Raw genomic sequence first — 14,737 nt, forward strand, 5'->3', positions numbered from 1 at the left:
GGCTGGTGCGCTCAGAACCCGGAGCCGTGCACCTCGTGGCCAGGGTTCTCCACCATCAGTCCGCGATACGCGTCCTCGACCGTGTGCCCGTGATTGATGACACCGTCGACCTCGCGGGCGATCGGCATGCTCAGGTCGTACTTCTCGGCGAACTCCATGATGACCGAGGCGGCCTTGACGCCCTCGGCGACCTGATTCATCGACGCGATGATCTCCTCGACGGTCTTCCCCGACCCCAGCTGCTCACCCACATGCCGATTGCGGCTGCGTAGCGAGGTGCAGGTGACGATCAGATCGCCCATCCCGGCCAGCCCGCCGAAGGTGTCCCGGTGTCCGCCCATCGCGACGCCCAGCTTGGACATCTCGGAGACCGCGCGGGCCATCACCATGGCGCGGGTGTTCTCCCCGATGCCCAGCGAGTAGCCCATGCCGACGGCGATGGCGTAGACGTTCTTGAGCGCGCCCGCCATCTCGACGCCGACGACATCATCGGTCGTGTAGGTGCGGAAGCGCCGGGTCCGGAACAACCCGGCCAGGTTCGCGGCCAGGTGCTGATCGGGCATCGCCAGCACGGCCGCGGCGGCATAACCCTCGGCGACCTCGCGGGCGATGTTGGGCCCGGCCAGGATTCCCGCCGGATGCCCGGGCAGCACCTCGTCGACGATCTGGCTCATCCGCATGTTGGTGCCCTGCTCAAGGCCTTTCACCAACGACACCACCGGCACCCACGGGCGTAGCTCGCGCGCCAGCTCGATGAGCACACCGCGGAAGCCGTGCGAGGGCACGCCCATCACGATGACGTCGGCGCGCTGGGCGGCCTCGGAGAAGTCGGTGGTCGCCTGCAGTCCGTCCGGCAGCACGCACTCGTCGCCCAGGTACCGCGAGTTGCGGTGATTCTCGTTGATGTCCTTGGCGGTCTCCTCGGAGCGCACCCATTGCAGAGTGGGTCCGCGCCGAGCGCAGATGGAGGCGACGGTGGTTCCCCAGGAGCCGCCGCCGAGGACGACGACGTTCGGTTCGCGTTGTGCAGGTGCCATCCGGTCAGGGTATTGCCGCGACGGTGCCGGTGAGCCCGACTTGCCCAACTCCCGGGGGCCGAAGCGCTACCGGTAGTTGACGAACTGCAGCGCCACCGGAAGGTCGGCCCCGCGCAGCAGCGCCTGCACGGCCTGCAGATCGTCCCGCTTCTTCGAGCTGACCCGGATCTCTTCGCCCTGGATCTGGGCCTTGACGCCCTTGGGGCCCTCGTCGCGGATCAGCTTGGTGATCTTCTTGGCGTTCTCGCTGTCGATGCCCTGCTTGATGCTGCCGATGACCTTGTAGGTCTTTCCCGAGGGCTGCGGGTCGCCCGCATCGAAGGCCTTCATCGAGATGTCGCGGCGGACCAGCTTCTCCTTGAACACGTCGACCGCGGCCTTCACGCGCTCCTCGGTGGAGGAGGTCAAGATGATGCCCTCCTCGCCCTGCCACTCGATGGTCGTGTCCGTGCCGCGGAAGTCGAACCGGGTGGCCAACTCCTTGGCCGCCTGGTTGAGCGCGTTGTCGACCTCCTGGCGATCAGCCTTGCTGACGACGTCGAAGCTTGAATCCGCCATTGGACCCTCCTCATGGTGCCGTTTTCGTCTTCAGTACATCCTCGTTGTAGTCTGCTACTCGCACCAAATCCGGCAGGTTGCCCGAGCGGCCAATGGGAGCGGACTGTAAATCCGTCGGCTAACGCCTACACAGGTTCGAATCCTGTACCTGCCACACTGATCAGGCCCCCTTTCTAGGGGGCCTGACGTGTTTGTGGGGGCAGCCGTCCGTCGATCGGCTGAATCTCTGGACGCCTGTCACGATGCGTGGTCGATTTCAGCAACCTCACAGCGGCTGCACCGCCGGCGGCGATACAGCGCGGTGGGTAACGCATGAACAGACCGAGTGGCGTGGCGCCCCGGGTCGCTGGCGGCGTCGCGACCGGGCGTGATCCTGGGCCGACGGAGCCGACGGCGTGTTGCCGACAACTGCCCGCCGCCCGCGGCCGAGCTACCGCTCGGTGCGCTGACGTCCGCGAAGCGCGCAGTCCCGGTGGCGAACGTGAACACGCGATTTCAGCAAATTTCGTGCCGCGAACACGGGCTGCGCGGATGTGCGCTGGGGGCCTACTATCCGCCGTAGGGGATCGGTGTCGCCGCGAAAGACGCACCTGTGGGTGCAGTTTCAGCAACTGGTGGTGCGCCGACGGGGGATCTGCTGTGAAGGAGTCCGGGGTGAACAAGCACCGTCGAATCAGTAGGTGCCGTCGTGTCGCCGTCGCGGTACCCGCGGTGGCCCTCCTGCTCGCCGGCGGAGTCGTCGACCACACCGTGCCGGCCGCCCCCGCGATACCGGTGGTCCAGCAGCACCGCATGTTGTCCGCCGATGCCGTCGAGCTGGCCGCGCTGGCGCTGTTCGCCGTGCCCGGCGCCGGTGTGCAGTTCCCGGCCGGCGCCCTGGACACCCAGGACGGCGGCGTCTGGCGCCGCATCCAGGACGTCACCGTCCTCAACGACCCGGTCCGCTATCCCGGCAGCGTCACCGCCGCATCCGTCGACGCCGGGGCAACCTGGCTCACCGAACTGCTGGCGGCCCGTGACCCGGCGACCACCGTCAGCGCCATCAACACCGGATCGTTCGGTGGCCGTGTCGCCGCCGAGGCGCTGAACCGGCTGGCCGCCACCGGTTATGACATGTCGAGCGTGTTCGGCGTCTTCTACGGCGACTCCAACAGCCCGGGCACCGGCATCTTCGCCCGCTATGGCCCCGACGAGCCCACCTTCGGGTCCGATGTGTTGGGTGGCGCCATCGCCTTGCCCGACGGAACCTATCTGCGCGTCAACCGCGAATACGACCCCATCGCGTACTTCCCGCGGTATCTGTTCAACCCGATGAGCTGGATCCAACTGGCCGCCGGGTTCGTCTTCGAGCACTCCCGGCTCCAGGATTTCGACTTCGAGGATCCCGAGAACGTGGTCACCGTCGACGGAAACGTCGTCACGGTGCGGGTGCACAGCCCGGTGATGCCGCTGCTGATGCCGCTCAAGCTGCTCGGTGTGCCGACCCAGTTCATCGACGCCCTGCAGGCGATCCTGCAGCCGATGGTGGAGAGCACCGGCATGTACGAGACCGGCCGAATCCAGTTCCTGCCCTCGCCGCAGCAGGCTTTCGCCCACCTGCAGAACATCGCTGCCGGCTTCGCACGGGCGGGCGAGATTCTTGCCGGGACGGCGCCGACGCCGGAACCGCCGAGCGCGCCGCCCGTGGTCACCGCGCCGGACACGACTACGGAGATCATCGACGCGATGGAGGATCGGGACGCCGAGCTCAACGGCATCACCTCGAAACCCCAACAGCAGGCCCTGGCCGTAGCGTCCGATGACGACGAATCAGATTCCGAAGAACGCACATTCGAGCGTGCGGAATTCACCGATTCTGTCGATGATCCGGACGCGTCGACGACTCCCGAGCCCGGGCCCGAGGTCGCCGAAACCGATCCGGGTCCCGAGCCGTCCGAGCCCGCCGATACCGCGGCGCCGACCTCCCGAGACGACGACGGCGCCGATCCCGAGTAGCCACCAACACCATGGAGGCCCCCTCGCCGGAGGGGGCCTCCATGGTCTCGGGATCAGCCGACCTGCGCGGCCGCCTGCACCATGGTCGCCGACGGGGCTGCGGCGCCGAGGCGTCCTACCACGAAATCGGCTGCCTGGTTTGCCATTCCGTTGCTCTTGTAGGAGCTGTGTGCGGCGCGGTCCCACCCGCCGGGGAAGCAGACCGGATCGCCGGCGGCGCACAGCTGCAGGCTCTTCCCGGCGTACAGGTCGCCGATGGCGATCGGGGGAGCGCTGCGATCGGCCAGGCTCAGGAACCAGTTGTCGGGGGTCCCGAACAGCACGACCGCGGACACATGCGAGGCGATATCGGCGGGCATCGGCCCGGCCAGTCCGGCGGGCAGGGTGTACCCGGCGGGCACGCTGCTGCTGGTGCTGTAGCCCGCCACCGCGGCGCCCTGCGAGTACCCGCCCAGCACGATCTTGGTGTCGGGGCAGTCGGCGGCGATCTGCTGAATGTGGTTGGTGGCGTCGGCGATACCGTCGACGGCCCGACCGAAGTCCAGCGATGCCGGGTAGTTGACGCCGTACACGCTGACCGACTGGCCGGGCAGCCGCGCGTTCAACGCGTCGACGAACGCCTGACCGGTCGCGCCGACGCCGGGGGCCTCGAAGGTGCCTCGTGCGAACACCACTGCGACATCCGCGCAGGAGTCGGCGGCGGCCTTCGCGGTGGCGGCGGGACCAGCGAACAGTCCCGCCACGACGGCGAAGACGGCCAGGGCGGCGAACAGCGCCGAGCGTGCGGCCCGCGCCGCCCAGGTCTGTGGCGATGTGCTCATGAGTTTCCCCGTTCTGGAATCCGATGTGCCATCGCTGCGAGTAGTGGTGGCAGTTACCTGCTACAAGCCTCGAACGGCGGGCAGGATTCCACGGCTGTCAAGTGATCCATCTCACCTGAGCGCGCGGAATCAGCGCGCCGGCTGCCGGGGTTGGATGCTGGGCGAAATGGCGACTTCGACGCCCCGGCCTCTGTGTCGGAGTACGGTCGAGGTGGACCTCCGTTCACGCGGGCATGAAGGCGAGCAAGCGCCAAGGGGCGTTGCGGTTCACTCCTAAGCTTCACCACGCCTCGCGAAGAGAGCCCGCCGTGTACCCCACTTTTTCCGCACCCCTCCGACGCGTCAGCGATGTGTGACGATGGCGCACCATCGGTTGAAGGGCAGCCGGCTCGGGACCATCAGCTACGAGACCGACCGCAACATCCCGCCACAGCCGCGGCAGATCGCCCGCTACCGCACCGCGGACGGCGCCGAATTCGACGTACCCTTCGCCGACGGCGCTGAGGCACCCGGCCGCTGGCAGTGCCGCAACGGCATGGAGGGAAGCCTGCTCAACGGAGTAGCCGAGGAACCGAAGAAGGGCAAGCATGTTCGCACTCCGTGGGACATGCTGCGCGAGCGTCGAACCATCGAGGAACTCGACGAACTGTTGGCCGAGCGGTTGGCCATCATCGGTGCGCGCCGACGCGGCGGCGACGGCCCGCGGGCGCATTCGCGTCCCGCCGACCGTGACTGATCCGCGCGCTCACCACCAGCCGGTCGCGGCGGCCAATTGTCGGCCCAGCTCGTCGGCCATGGTGCGGACGTAGGTCGCCGAGAGGTGATGCGCGTCGTGGTAGATCAGCACATTGCCCTCCGCGGCCCGGCAGATGTCCGGTCGGCACACCACATCGGAGAGGTCCAGCACCTGCAACAGCGGGTAGTCCTGGGCATGATCCAGCGTCGGATTACGGTCGGCGAGCGCCTCGGTGCGCGGCACCCCGCAGGTGTCGGCGTCCTCACCGGAGGCCAGGCAGTCGACGGGGGAGAAGAACCGACCGTCGCGCAGCATCCACGGGGTGTCCCGGATACCCAGCATGCCGATACCGTTGTCGGACAGCTCGTCCCACACACCCAGGTAGTAGTCCGGCACGTAGTCGCCGTCCCCGTCGAGGATCGGCCGGGTGGTGGTGAAGAACACGTAATCGGGACGCTCCGCCACGATCTGGGCAAGCGCGTTGTCCGACCAGGTGCGGCACGACGGGTACGGCGTGAAGGGCCCGGCGATGATCGGGACCTCGGCCGTGGTCAGCGGGCACCCCATCTTCAGATAGGTGGTCACCTTGAAACCGTGCTGTCGGCCCAGTGCATGCAGCGCGGTCAGCCAATGCTCGGAATGCGAGCCGCCGGCCAGCGCGATGGTGCGGGTGGCTTTCGGGTCACCGTAGACACAACTGACCACCTCCTCGCCGCCGAAGTCGGCGAGGCATTGGTCGAGGGTGGACGGCGGAACGTCATCGGGAGCTTCCAGCCCGGTCGGGCGCATCGGCAGCTTGGCCACTCGCCGACCGTCGCCGAGGGCCAGTGCGCCGGGGTAGTCGCGCAGCGGGAGCGTCGCGAGCTCGGTGCCGCTGGCCCGGATCTGTTCGACGTGCTCACGCCAGCCCACCGCGGCGGCGGCGAGGGCGACCACCAGAACCGCGGTGGTGGCACCGGCGAGCACCGTGCGCCAGGCGCTCGTCCCGGCCCGCACCGACAGCCAGGTCAGCCACGAGGCCAGCGCCGCAGCACCCAGGATCGCGGCCGCCTCACCGATGCCGACGGTGTCGTCGTTGGTGTGGGCCAACCAGAAGATCAGCATCGGCCAGTGCCACAGGTACATGGCGTAGGAGCAGGTGATGACGCCGACCGATGACGGGCCCGACGGTCCGCTGATGACCACGAGCACCGTCGCCGACACCGGCACCAGCGCCCACGGTCCGGGGTAGTCGACGACGCCGTCGACCAGCACCCCGGACACGATGATCGCGACGACACCGATCGCCACGGCCGCCTGCCGCAGCCACGACGGCCAGGTCCACCGCCCGACAACTGCCGCGGCGAGCACCCCGGCGAGCAGCTCCCAGGCGCGGGTCAGCGTGCTGTAGTAGGCGACGGTCTGGTCACTGGCAGTCTGCACCACCGCCCACGCCAGGGACGCGGCGGCGGCCAACGCGACGACAGCGAGCAGCGGTCCGCGCCGGCGGATCAACCAGGCCGCCGCGACCAGCGCCAGCATCACCTGGCCCGCCACCGACAGCGCCCACAGGTGCTGCAGCGGGGTGACGGTCTGGCCGGCCTGGAAGTAGTCGCCCGCGGTCGTGGCCAGCAGCCAGTTCTGATAGAAGCCCAGGCTGGGCAGCGTCTGCTCGGCGAAGGACTCCCAGCGGGTCTGCGGCTGCACCAGCACCGTGAGGACGGCCGAGACGGCCAGCATCAGCACCAGTGCGGGGACCAGCCGGCGGGTCCAGCGCCACGCCTCGACCCACACCGATCCCTGGCAGCCGAGGATGCGCGAGCCGAAGAAGTAACCCACCAGCACCAGCAGGACGTCCACGCCGCCGGACACCCGGCCCAGCCACAGGTGCCCGATGACGACCAGGGTCACCGCGATGACCGTCAGCGCGTCGAGGTCGTGGCGGACATGCCGCCCGACGGGTGCAACGGGAATGGGGGTGGGCTGTGTCGTCTGCAAGGCGCCCCGAGCATAACGGGGCCAAGTCGAGGAGATGGCTACGTGGGGTCGGCGATGGACACCCGGTCGCCGCCGTCACGCTTGGCTCGGTACATCGCGTTATCGGCGTTCTGCAGCAGCCCTTGGAAGCACTCGATGCCCTGGACCGGACCGCACGCCGCGCCGATGCTCACCGTCACCCCGGGCGGGCCCACCGCACCGATCGCCGCCCGTAGTTGCGAGCCGACCTCGACCGCCCGCTCGGCGGGCATGGCGTCGACGACGACGAACTCCTCGCCGCCGGTGCGGGCGGCCAGCGCGGATGGGCCGAGCACCCGGCGCACCTGTTCGGCGGTCTGCACCAGGATGTCGTCGCCGACGGCGTGGCCGTGCCGGTCGTTGACGTTCTTGAACTTGTCGATGTCGATGACGAACACGCACAGCGTGCCCAGATCTGCGCCAGTGCCGACCAGTCGGGACATGTGGGTGAGCAGCCCGCGTCGATTGGCCAGCGTGGTCAGCGGGTCGATGAGCGATTCCACCGAGCTGTTGCGGATCAGCCAGAACGCGAACTGAGCGAACGGCAGGATGAACACCGTCACCAGCACGGCCACCGCGGTCTTGCCGACGGTCAGGGGCATCGCGTCGGGATAGTCCGAGACCGCCAGCCGAGCCGCCAGCGCGGCAATCGCCACGACGACGATCAGCAGATGCGCAACCATGGCGCGGGCGCCGTGGAAGAACAGGATGTAGATGCCGGTTACCGCGAAGACAGGCGTCGCGGTCAGGCCGGCGAGCGGGTCGCGGTGGGCGAATCCCGCGACTGCGATCGCGAGGTCGATGAACAGGAACAACGCGATCGACATCCGCGGGTTCGGCCACGGTCCGAACAGCCAGTAGAACGGCCATGCCACGGCGAAGACGGTGATCGCGGTGACCAGAATCCGCATCGGGCCTGCCGGCTCTGCGATATCGGTCGCCAGCAACGCGAACATCGCCACAGCCATGAGCGCTCCGACCACGGCGATGACCACGCGCAGCGATGTCAGGAAGCCGCGTGCCCGCAGGAAGTTCAGCAGGAAGTGGTGGTCGACGTCGTCGTTCCACCACAGCCGGAACTGATCGGAGTAGTGCGGCGCACCGGCGAGGCGCCAGACCGTGGAACGGCGCGGCAAGTCAGCTTCGGTTGAGCACCCAGATATGGGTGGATAAGGCGGTGGCGAAGGTGCACCACAGCGGATAGAGGCCCAGCGACGCGGCCTTGGCGCCCCGGACGGCCACGGCACGGCGGGTCAGGTCGGCGCTGCTGACGGCAAGGGCCCCGGCGGCGATCGCCGATGCGCCCAGCTTGCGCCGGTTGAAGAACAACCAGGACCAGCCGCCGTTGAGGATCAGGTTCAGCACCAGGGCCCGGATGTATCCGCGGCGCACCTCGGGCGGCGCTTCGTCGAGCGTCTGGGACGAGACCACGGCGATATCGGTATAGAGCGAGGTCCACGCGACCGGGAAGGCCGCTCCGGGCGGCTGGTAGGGCGGCTTCTTAAGCTTTGCGTACCAATCGGATTCGACGGCCGGTTTGCTGGCCAGGCTGCCCACCACCGCCGTGGCGGCGACGGCGAGTGCGGTCGGTGCAAGCGTGCGAATCTGCAAGGGACGCTCCAGGCTTGTGGGGGTACGTGCGTGTCCCTGTCCAGTATCCACCCGGCGAGCGGGTGAAACCGTCAGATCATGTCCTTTCGGGTCAGCCAGCGCATCACCGGCCAGCCCACGAACACCGGCAGCCAGCACGTCAGCACCCGGTAGAGCAGGACCGCGGGCACCGCGACGGCGGCCGGGACACCGAAGGCGGCCAGACCACCGATGAGGGCGGCTTCCACCGCGCCGACACCGCCGGGGGTGGGGGCGGCGGAGGCGAGCGTGCCGCCGATCATCGTCACGACGGTCACCGTGACGAACGAGGTGTCACCACCGAAGGCCTCGATGCTGGCCCACAGCGCCAGCGCCGACCCCAGCGTGGTCCCCGCGGCGCCCAGCACGATCAGGGCGAGGCGTTTGGGTTCCTTGGACAGCTCCCAGAGATCGGTCTTGACCTCCTGCACCTTGGGCGCCAGCGACGAGGCCAACCAGCCCCGCAGCTTGGGCACCGACAGGAACACCCCGACCAGCCCGAGGGCGACACCGGCGACCAGATAGAGCACGGTCGCGCTCGGCACGAAATGCGAGAGGTTCGCCGACGCCCCGGCGATGGTGGTGAAAAGGACCAGCAGCACCACGTGCACCAGCACCTGCACGCTCTGTTGCAGCGCGACCGCCGCGGTGGCGCGCATGGTGGACAGTCCGCCCTTCTGCAGCACCCGGGTGCTCAGTGCCAGACCGCCGACACCGGCGGGCGTCGTGGTGGCGGCGAAGGTGTTGGCCACCTGCATGATGGCCAGGTGGCGGTAGGACACCAGCCCGTCGGCGCACGCCCACAACGCGCCGGCCGCACCCAGATAGCGCAGCGCCGACACCCCGAGCCCGACCAGTGCCCACCACCAGTTGGCGTTGCCGAGCTCGTCGAAGAACGCGGGCACCGTGCTGATGAAGGGGTAGGCCACGTAGACCAGTGCCACCAGCAGCACCAGCTGGATGAGCTGGATGCGGGTGAACCGGGTGATGGTCTCGGTGCGGATCTTGTCGGCCCCGGTCTGGTGCTGGACCTGTGCACGCGCCGCCTCGATGACGGCCTTGGGGTCATCCACCGAATCCCGGATGCGGGCGGGCACGGCGGTCTTGGTGAGCCGGCGCGACGCGGTCAGCACGGTGTCGCGGCCGAGGGTTTCGATGGCCGCGGCGACCGCGGACTCCGGGTCGTACATCGCCGAGGTGGTCACCAGCAGCTGGGCGATATCGGATTGCAGCTGGGAGTCGGTGGCGCCGTATTCGGCGTTGACGAACCCGCCGAACTGCACCAGTCCGTCGTGCACGGTGATCTCGCCGCAGCACAGATCGCCGTGCGAGATCTGGTTGTCGTGGAGCACCCGCAGCGCTTCCCACACGGCGGTCACGGGCGCGGCCTCGGCGCTCAGCGGGACACCGCGCGCGGGTTTGCGGGCGTACAGCGTCCAGCCGCGGTCGAGCGCGCCGACCGATACCGAGGAGATGTTGGACCGACCAAGGGTGTCGATCGCGATGGCCATCAGCGCGCGGTGTTCGATGGTGCGCCGCATCGAGGCGTGCAGCGGGGCGGTTTCGTCGCTGCGCAGCCGGAACTTTCGCCACAGCTGGCTCAGCGCACCGCCGCTGCGCTGGTTGGGTCCGTACAGCTCGACCACGGCGGTGCTGTCGGGACCGGTGGCCGCCAGCACCAGCGCGCCCTCGCTGGGCGCCCGGATGACGGCCAGGGCGGATACGACGAAACCGCGGCGGGCCAGCGCGCGCACGGCGCCGTCGAGCGGGACCTCCAGCGCGGGAGTGCCCACCACCCAGACCACCAAGGCGCCGACGAACCAGCCGACGGCCAGCCCGAGCAGGGTGCGGGCGGGCACGACGGCGCTGACGAACAGGTGGATCGGCACGAAGGCCAGCAGCAGCGCCCACCAGTACCGGCGCAGCCGGCGGGACAGCCATGGCCCGGACACCGTCAGCACCGCGGCCAGCAATGCGACCCAGCGCGGATCGTCGAGGAACTGCGAGAGCTGGGTGTCGAGCCGGTCGCCGAGGTCGAAATGCCACTGCGGCGCCGCGATTCCGCGGCCGGTGATCGACAGGGCCAGCACGGCGATCAGGCCCGCGGCGCCGTAGGCGGCCAGCAGCCGCCAGTGCCTGCCGATGATCAGCTGCACCAGGATGACGAACGGCAGCGCCAGGATGGCCACCCCGTAGGCCAGATAGACCAGGTTGGATTGGGTAGGGGTCAGCACGCCGATGATCTCGGAGATGGACCGTTCCAGGGCCACCCAGTCGTTACGGGTGATCAGTGAGCTGGTGATGACGACGGCAAGGAACACCGCCGACAGCACCACCCGCAGGATCTCGTTGGTGCGCCGGGTGAGCGGTTGCAGCAAGCTGCCGGTGACGCTGATGTCCCGACCGTCGACTCGCACGGGGACAAACGTAACCGGGGCGGGCGGATCGGTGCGCGAGGCGGGACGCACCGCGTTGTGAGAGAATTCCGGTCATTCGCAGCCGGCGTGGCTTTTCCGCCTGGCGCACAGCACCGAGAAAGAGACTGTGGGGGCCTCTATGCGTGGCGAGAAAATCGGCGAGCCGCTGATCGGCGCGGTGGCCGCGCTGGTGAGCGGGCTGGCGCTGGCCGGTTCGACGACCTGGCCGCCGACCGCGGTGATCGCGGCGGCTGTGATGTTCGGCGCCGTGTTCTGGGCCGTGGTGTGGGCTGTGACACAGGGCGCGGTCACGGCTTTCGGGGCTCGGATGGCGGTCGCTGTGGCGGCGGGTCTGCTGCTCGGTGAGCTCGCGGCGGTGGCGGTGTTCAGCGGACAGATCGACGAGGTGCTGACCGCGCGGGATTCCCCGGCTGCGGCCACGGCAACGGCGGCACTGGATCAGGCGCGTGCCGAGCGGACCGGTCTGGACGACGCCGTTGCCCAGGCCAACCGCAATCGCGACGAGGCGCTGATCGTGGCTCGCTGCGAGGTCAATCCGTCCGCGGCCTGCCCGCAGATCCGTATCACGGGGGTGCCGGGTAGCGGTCCGGAAGCCCGCACCGCCGACGCGTTCCTCGACGACGCCCAGCGCCGCCTCGACGCCGCGGTCGCCGACCGGGATGGCCGCGCGCCGGTGTTGGACGATGAGGTGCGCATCAGGGAGCAGGCGCTGGCGCAGGCGCGCCAGGACACCCTGACCGGTGGGCTCGGCGTGCGCTGGCAGGCGATGAACACCTATGTCCTCGACCATCCGGGTTCCTTGATCTTGCGGCTGCTGGTGGTCGCCTTCTTCGTGCTGCTGACGGTGTTGCCGCTGTGGCTGAAGCGGTGGCGTGGCACGTCGGCGGTCGAGGCCGATACGGCGGCCGACACGGCGATCGCGGTGAATCGGGCGCAGGTGCGCGCCCAGGTTGATCAGATGTGGGCCGAGCAGGAGCTGAACAGCGCGCGGATGGCGATCGCGGCGCAGAACGAGATCGACGCCGAGCGGCAGCGCCGCCGGGTGGCGCAGGCGTGCGGGGTCGAGCCCGAGGTGCCTGAGGTGCCCGAGGTGGTGGTGGCCGAGCGAGTGGACCACGCCGAGCTGCCCGCGCCGGTACAGCGCTCCGCCGAGCTCGAGCCGCAGCGCGGGATGCCCGTCATCGGTGAGGTCACCAACGCCGCGGCGCGGCTGATCATGCCGTTCGTCCCGCCGATCGTGGCCGGGGCTGTCGACAACGTTTCCAGGAACGTCGCGCGGACGGTGGGCAAGCCGCTGCGCCAGGTGTTCACCGAGACCGAGGAGTTCCACTTCACGCTGCGGCGCACGCATCGGGTGACCGTCGAGTCGGACGCCGATCCCGAGGATGCCGAGCAGCCGCGCCAGGTCACTTCGGACCGGGAATGGGTGGATGCGAACGGGCCGCACATCGAGTCACGGCGCACGCTGATTCTCGGCGAATCCGACGGGCCTGCGGAGCTGACCTCGGATGCGGGTCCGCGGCAACTGCCGCCCGGATAACGTCACGTCATGACGTCTCGTCATGACATTTTTGCCACCTGTGATGTAACTTCGATCGACAGCACGAGGCCCGCAGGCCTGCGCCGAGAGGAAAACAGGTGGACTCGACGCCGTTCGGCCACTATCAGCTGCGGGGGCTGATCGGCCGGGGCGGTATGGGCGAGGTGTACCGGGCCTACGACACCAAGACCGATCGCGTGGTGGCGTTGAAGGTGCTGCCGCCGCAGATGGCCCAGGACAAGGTGTTCCAGCAACGGTTCCGCCGCGAATCGCAGGCCGCCGCCGGCGTCAACGATCCGCATGTGGTGCCGATCCACGGTTTCGGTGAGATCGACGGCCGGCTGTACCTGGACATGCGCCTGATCGAGGGACGCACGCTCGGAGAGCTGTTGTCCGAGACCGGCAAGCCGTTGGATCCGACGTTCGCGGTACAGGTGGTCGAACAGATCGCCTCGGCGTTGGATGCCGCCCATCAGCAGGGTCTGATCCACCGCGATATCAAGCCGTCCAACATCCTGTTGACCAAGGCGAATTTCGCCTACCTCATCGATTTCGGTCTGGCCCGCACCGCGGGGGAGACCGGTATGACGACGGCAGGCAGCACGTTGGGGACGCTGGCCTACATGGCGCCCGAACGGTTCGACGGCGGGTATGCCGACGCCCGCGCGGACACCTACGCGCTGACCTGTGTGCTCTACGAATGTCTCACCGGTGCCAGGCCGTATCCGGCCGACAGCCTGGAGCAGCAGATCGCCGGGCACATGGTGTCGCCCACGCCGAAACCGTCGGAAACGAATCCCCGGCTGGCCCCGTTCGACGAGGTGATCGCCACGGGCATGGCCAAGAAACCGGAGAAGCGGTATCAGACCGGTGCCGAGCTGGCGGCCGCGGCGACGCGTGCGCTGCGGGCACCGGTGCGTATCACCGGATCGGGTCGACACACGGCCCGGCGGCGGGCACCGCAGTCGCGCCGGCCTCCGCGCCGGGCGCTGGTGCTGGCCGGGGTGCTGGTGCTCGTCGGTGCCGGTGTGGTCGGGGTGTGGAAGTGGCAGGAAACCCGTGACGCCGGACAGTGGCCCGAGGGCGCGGTGCCCGCGATCGCCGCCGCGGTTCCCGCCGACGTGCGGGCCGCAGGCACCCTGGTTGTCGGTGTGAATGTGCCATATGCGCCAAATGAATTCACCAATTCCGACGGTGAGATCGTCGGGTTCGACGTGGATCTGCTGGATGCCGTCGCGCGGACGATGGGTCTGACCACCGAGTACCGCGAGAGCGAGTTCGACGACATCATCCCCGCGGTGCAGGCCGGAGCGGTCGATGTCGGGATGTCCTCGGTGACCGACACGGTGGCCCGGCAGAAGCTGGTCGATTTCGTCACCTATTTCCAGGCGGGCACGTTGTGGGCGCAGCGGGCGGGATCGTCGGTGGATCCGACCGCCGCATGCGGGTTGCGAGTGGGAGTGGCCCACAGCGTAATTCAGGAGACGGTCGAGATCCCGGCCAAGAGCGACGAATGTGTGGCCGCCGGGCTGGCCCCGATCGAGAAGGTGGTCTTCGGCAGGCAGGACGATGTGACCGCAGCGCTGATCGCCGGTGACATCGATGCGATGAGCGCGGATTCGCCGGTCACGGGTTTCGCCATCAAACTCAGCGGCGGCGCCTTGGTGCCGGCCGGCGAGGTGTTCGACTCCGCCCCCTACGGGTGGCCGGTGGCCAAGGGATCGGAACTGGCCCGGCCGCTGCTACAGGCCGTCACGCATCTGATCGGGACCGGTGAGTACCGGACCATCGCGACCATGTGGGGTGTGGAGCGCGGCATGATCACCGATCCGGTGATCAACGGGGCGGCGCGCTGAAACTCACCGCTTCTTGGGGTGCAGCACATCCTCGGTCGTGTGGGTGGCGGCACCGGCACGCTTGGCTGCGCGTTTCTCCTTGAGCGATTTGCCAGACTTTTTGGTCATGCTCTGACGTGGAGACTTGTCGGC

11 protein-coding genes and 1 tRNA gene are annotated in these 14,737 nt (G+C 68.8%); 5 read left to right on the plus strand and 7 right to left on the minus strand.

The window, feature by feature from the left end; all coding sequences use genetic code 11:
• Positions 1 to 11 precede the first annotated feature (11 nt).
• Positions 12 to 1,037, minus strand: a complete 1,026-nt coding sequence (locus tag G154_RS10315) for an NAD(P)H-dependent glycerol-3-phosphate dehydrogenase (protein ID WP_019513930.1) — start codon at positions 1,035 to 1,037, stop codon at positions 12 to 14.
• 66 nt (positions 1,038 to 1,103) lie between these two features.
• A complete protein-coding gene (locus G154_RS10320; RefSeq protein WP_019513931.1) occupies positions 1,104 to 1,595 on the minus strand; it encodes a YajQ family cyclic di-GMP-binding protein in 492 nt (163 codons plus the stop codon).
• A 71-nt stretch (positions 1,596 to 1,666) separates the two neighbouring features.
• On the opposite strand from G154_RS10320, the gene G154_RS10325 reads away from it, so the two are divergent.
• Both G154_RS10325 and G154_RS10330 read left to right on the plus strand, forming a co-directional pair.
• Positions 1,667 to 1,749 (plus strand) — tRNA-Tyr (locus tag G154_RS10325).
• Between the two features lie 500 nt (positions 1,750 to 2,249).
• Positions 2,250 to 3,590, plus strand: a complete 1,341-nt coding sequence (locus tag G154_RS10330; RefSeq protein ID WP_131701290.1) for a PE-PPE domain-containing protein — start codon at positions 2,250 to 2,252, stop codon at positions 3,588 to 3,590.
• Positions 3,591 to 3,643: 53 nt separating this feature from the next.
• On the opposite strand, the gene G154_RS10335 is transcribed toward G154_RS10330, so the two are convergent.
• A complete protein-coding gene (locus G154_RS10335) occupies positions 3,644 to 4,411 on the minus strand; it encodes a cutinase family protein (RefSeq protein ID WP_019513933.1) in 768 nt (255 codons plus the stop codon).
• A 358-nt stretch (positions 4,412 to 4,769) separates the two neighbouring features.
• Between G154_RS10335 and G154_RS10340 the strand changes: the two genes are divergently transcribed.
• Positions 4,770 to 5,147, plus strand: a complete 378-nt coding sequence (locus G154_RS10340) for an RNA polymerase-binding protein RbpA (RefSeq protein ID WP_019513934.1) — start codon at positions 4,770 to 4,772, stop codon at positions 5,145 to 5,147.
• A gap of 9 nt (positions 5,148 to 5,156) precedes the next feature.
• Here G154_RS10340 and G154_RS10345 read toward each other — a convergent pair whose 3' ends face one another.
• The 4 genes from G154_RS10345 to G154_RS10360 all read right to left on the minus strand — a co-directional run bounded on the left by G154_RS10345 (position 5,157) and on the right by G154_RS10360 (position 11,188).
• On the minus strand, positions 5,157 to 7,124 hold the full coding sequence (locus tag G154_RS10345; protein WP_019513935.1) for an acyltransferase family protein: 1,968 nt from the start codon (positions 7,122 to 7,124) through the stop codon (positions 5,157 to 5,159).
• A 38-nt stretch (positions 7,125 to 7,162) separates the two neighbouring features.
• Positions 7,163 to 8,278: a diguanylate cyclase gene (locus G154_RS10350; protein WP_019513936.1), complete on the minus strand. Its 1,116-nt coding sequence runs from the start codon at positions 8,276 to 8,278 to the stop codon at positions 7,163 to 7,165.
• 1 nt (position 8,279) lies between these two features.
• A complete protein-coding gene (locus G154_RS10355; RefSeq protein WP_019513937.1) occupies positions 8,280 to 8,753 on the minus strand; it encodes a TspO/MBR family protein in 474 nt (157 codons plus the stop codon).
• A 71-nt stretch (positions 8,754 to 8,824) separates the two neighbouring features.
• Complete coding sequence (locus G154_RS10360) at positions 8,825 to 11,188, minus strand: lysylphosphatidylglycerol synthase transmembrane domain-containing protein (RefSeq protein ID WP_019513938.1); 2,364 nt, start codon at positions 11,186 to 11,188, stop codon at positions 8,825 to 8,827.
• Between the two features lie 139 nt (positions 11,189 to 11,327).
• On the opposite strand from G154_RS10360, the gene G154_RS10365 reads away from it, so the two are divergent.
• Together G154_RS10365 and G154_RS10370 are read left to right on the plus strand one after the other, a co-directional pair.
• Positions 11,328 to 12,749 carry a DUF4407 domain-containing protein gene (locus tag G154_RS10365; protein WP_019513939.1) on the plus strand — a complete coding sequence of 474 codons (1,422 nt, stop codon included), beginning with the start codon at positions 11,328 to 11,330 and terminating at the stop codon, positions 12,747 to 12,749.
• Positions 12,750 to 12,847: 98 nt separating this feature from the next.
• A complete protein-coding gene (locus tag G154_RS10370) occupies positions 12,848 to 14,605 on the plus strand; it encodes a bifunctional serine/threonine-protein kinase/transporter substrate-binding domain-containing protein (RefSeq protein ID WP_019513940.1) in 1,758 nt (585 codons plus the stop codon).
• Positions 14,606 to 14,737: the final 132 nt, after the last annotated feature.

Origin of the sequence: Mycobacterium sp. VKM Ac-1816D (assembly GCF_000416385.1) — a bacterium.
Classification (GTDB): Bacteria; Actinomycetota; Actinomycetes; order Mycobacteriales; family Mycobacteriaceae; genus Mycobacterium; species Mycobacterium neoaurum_A.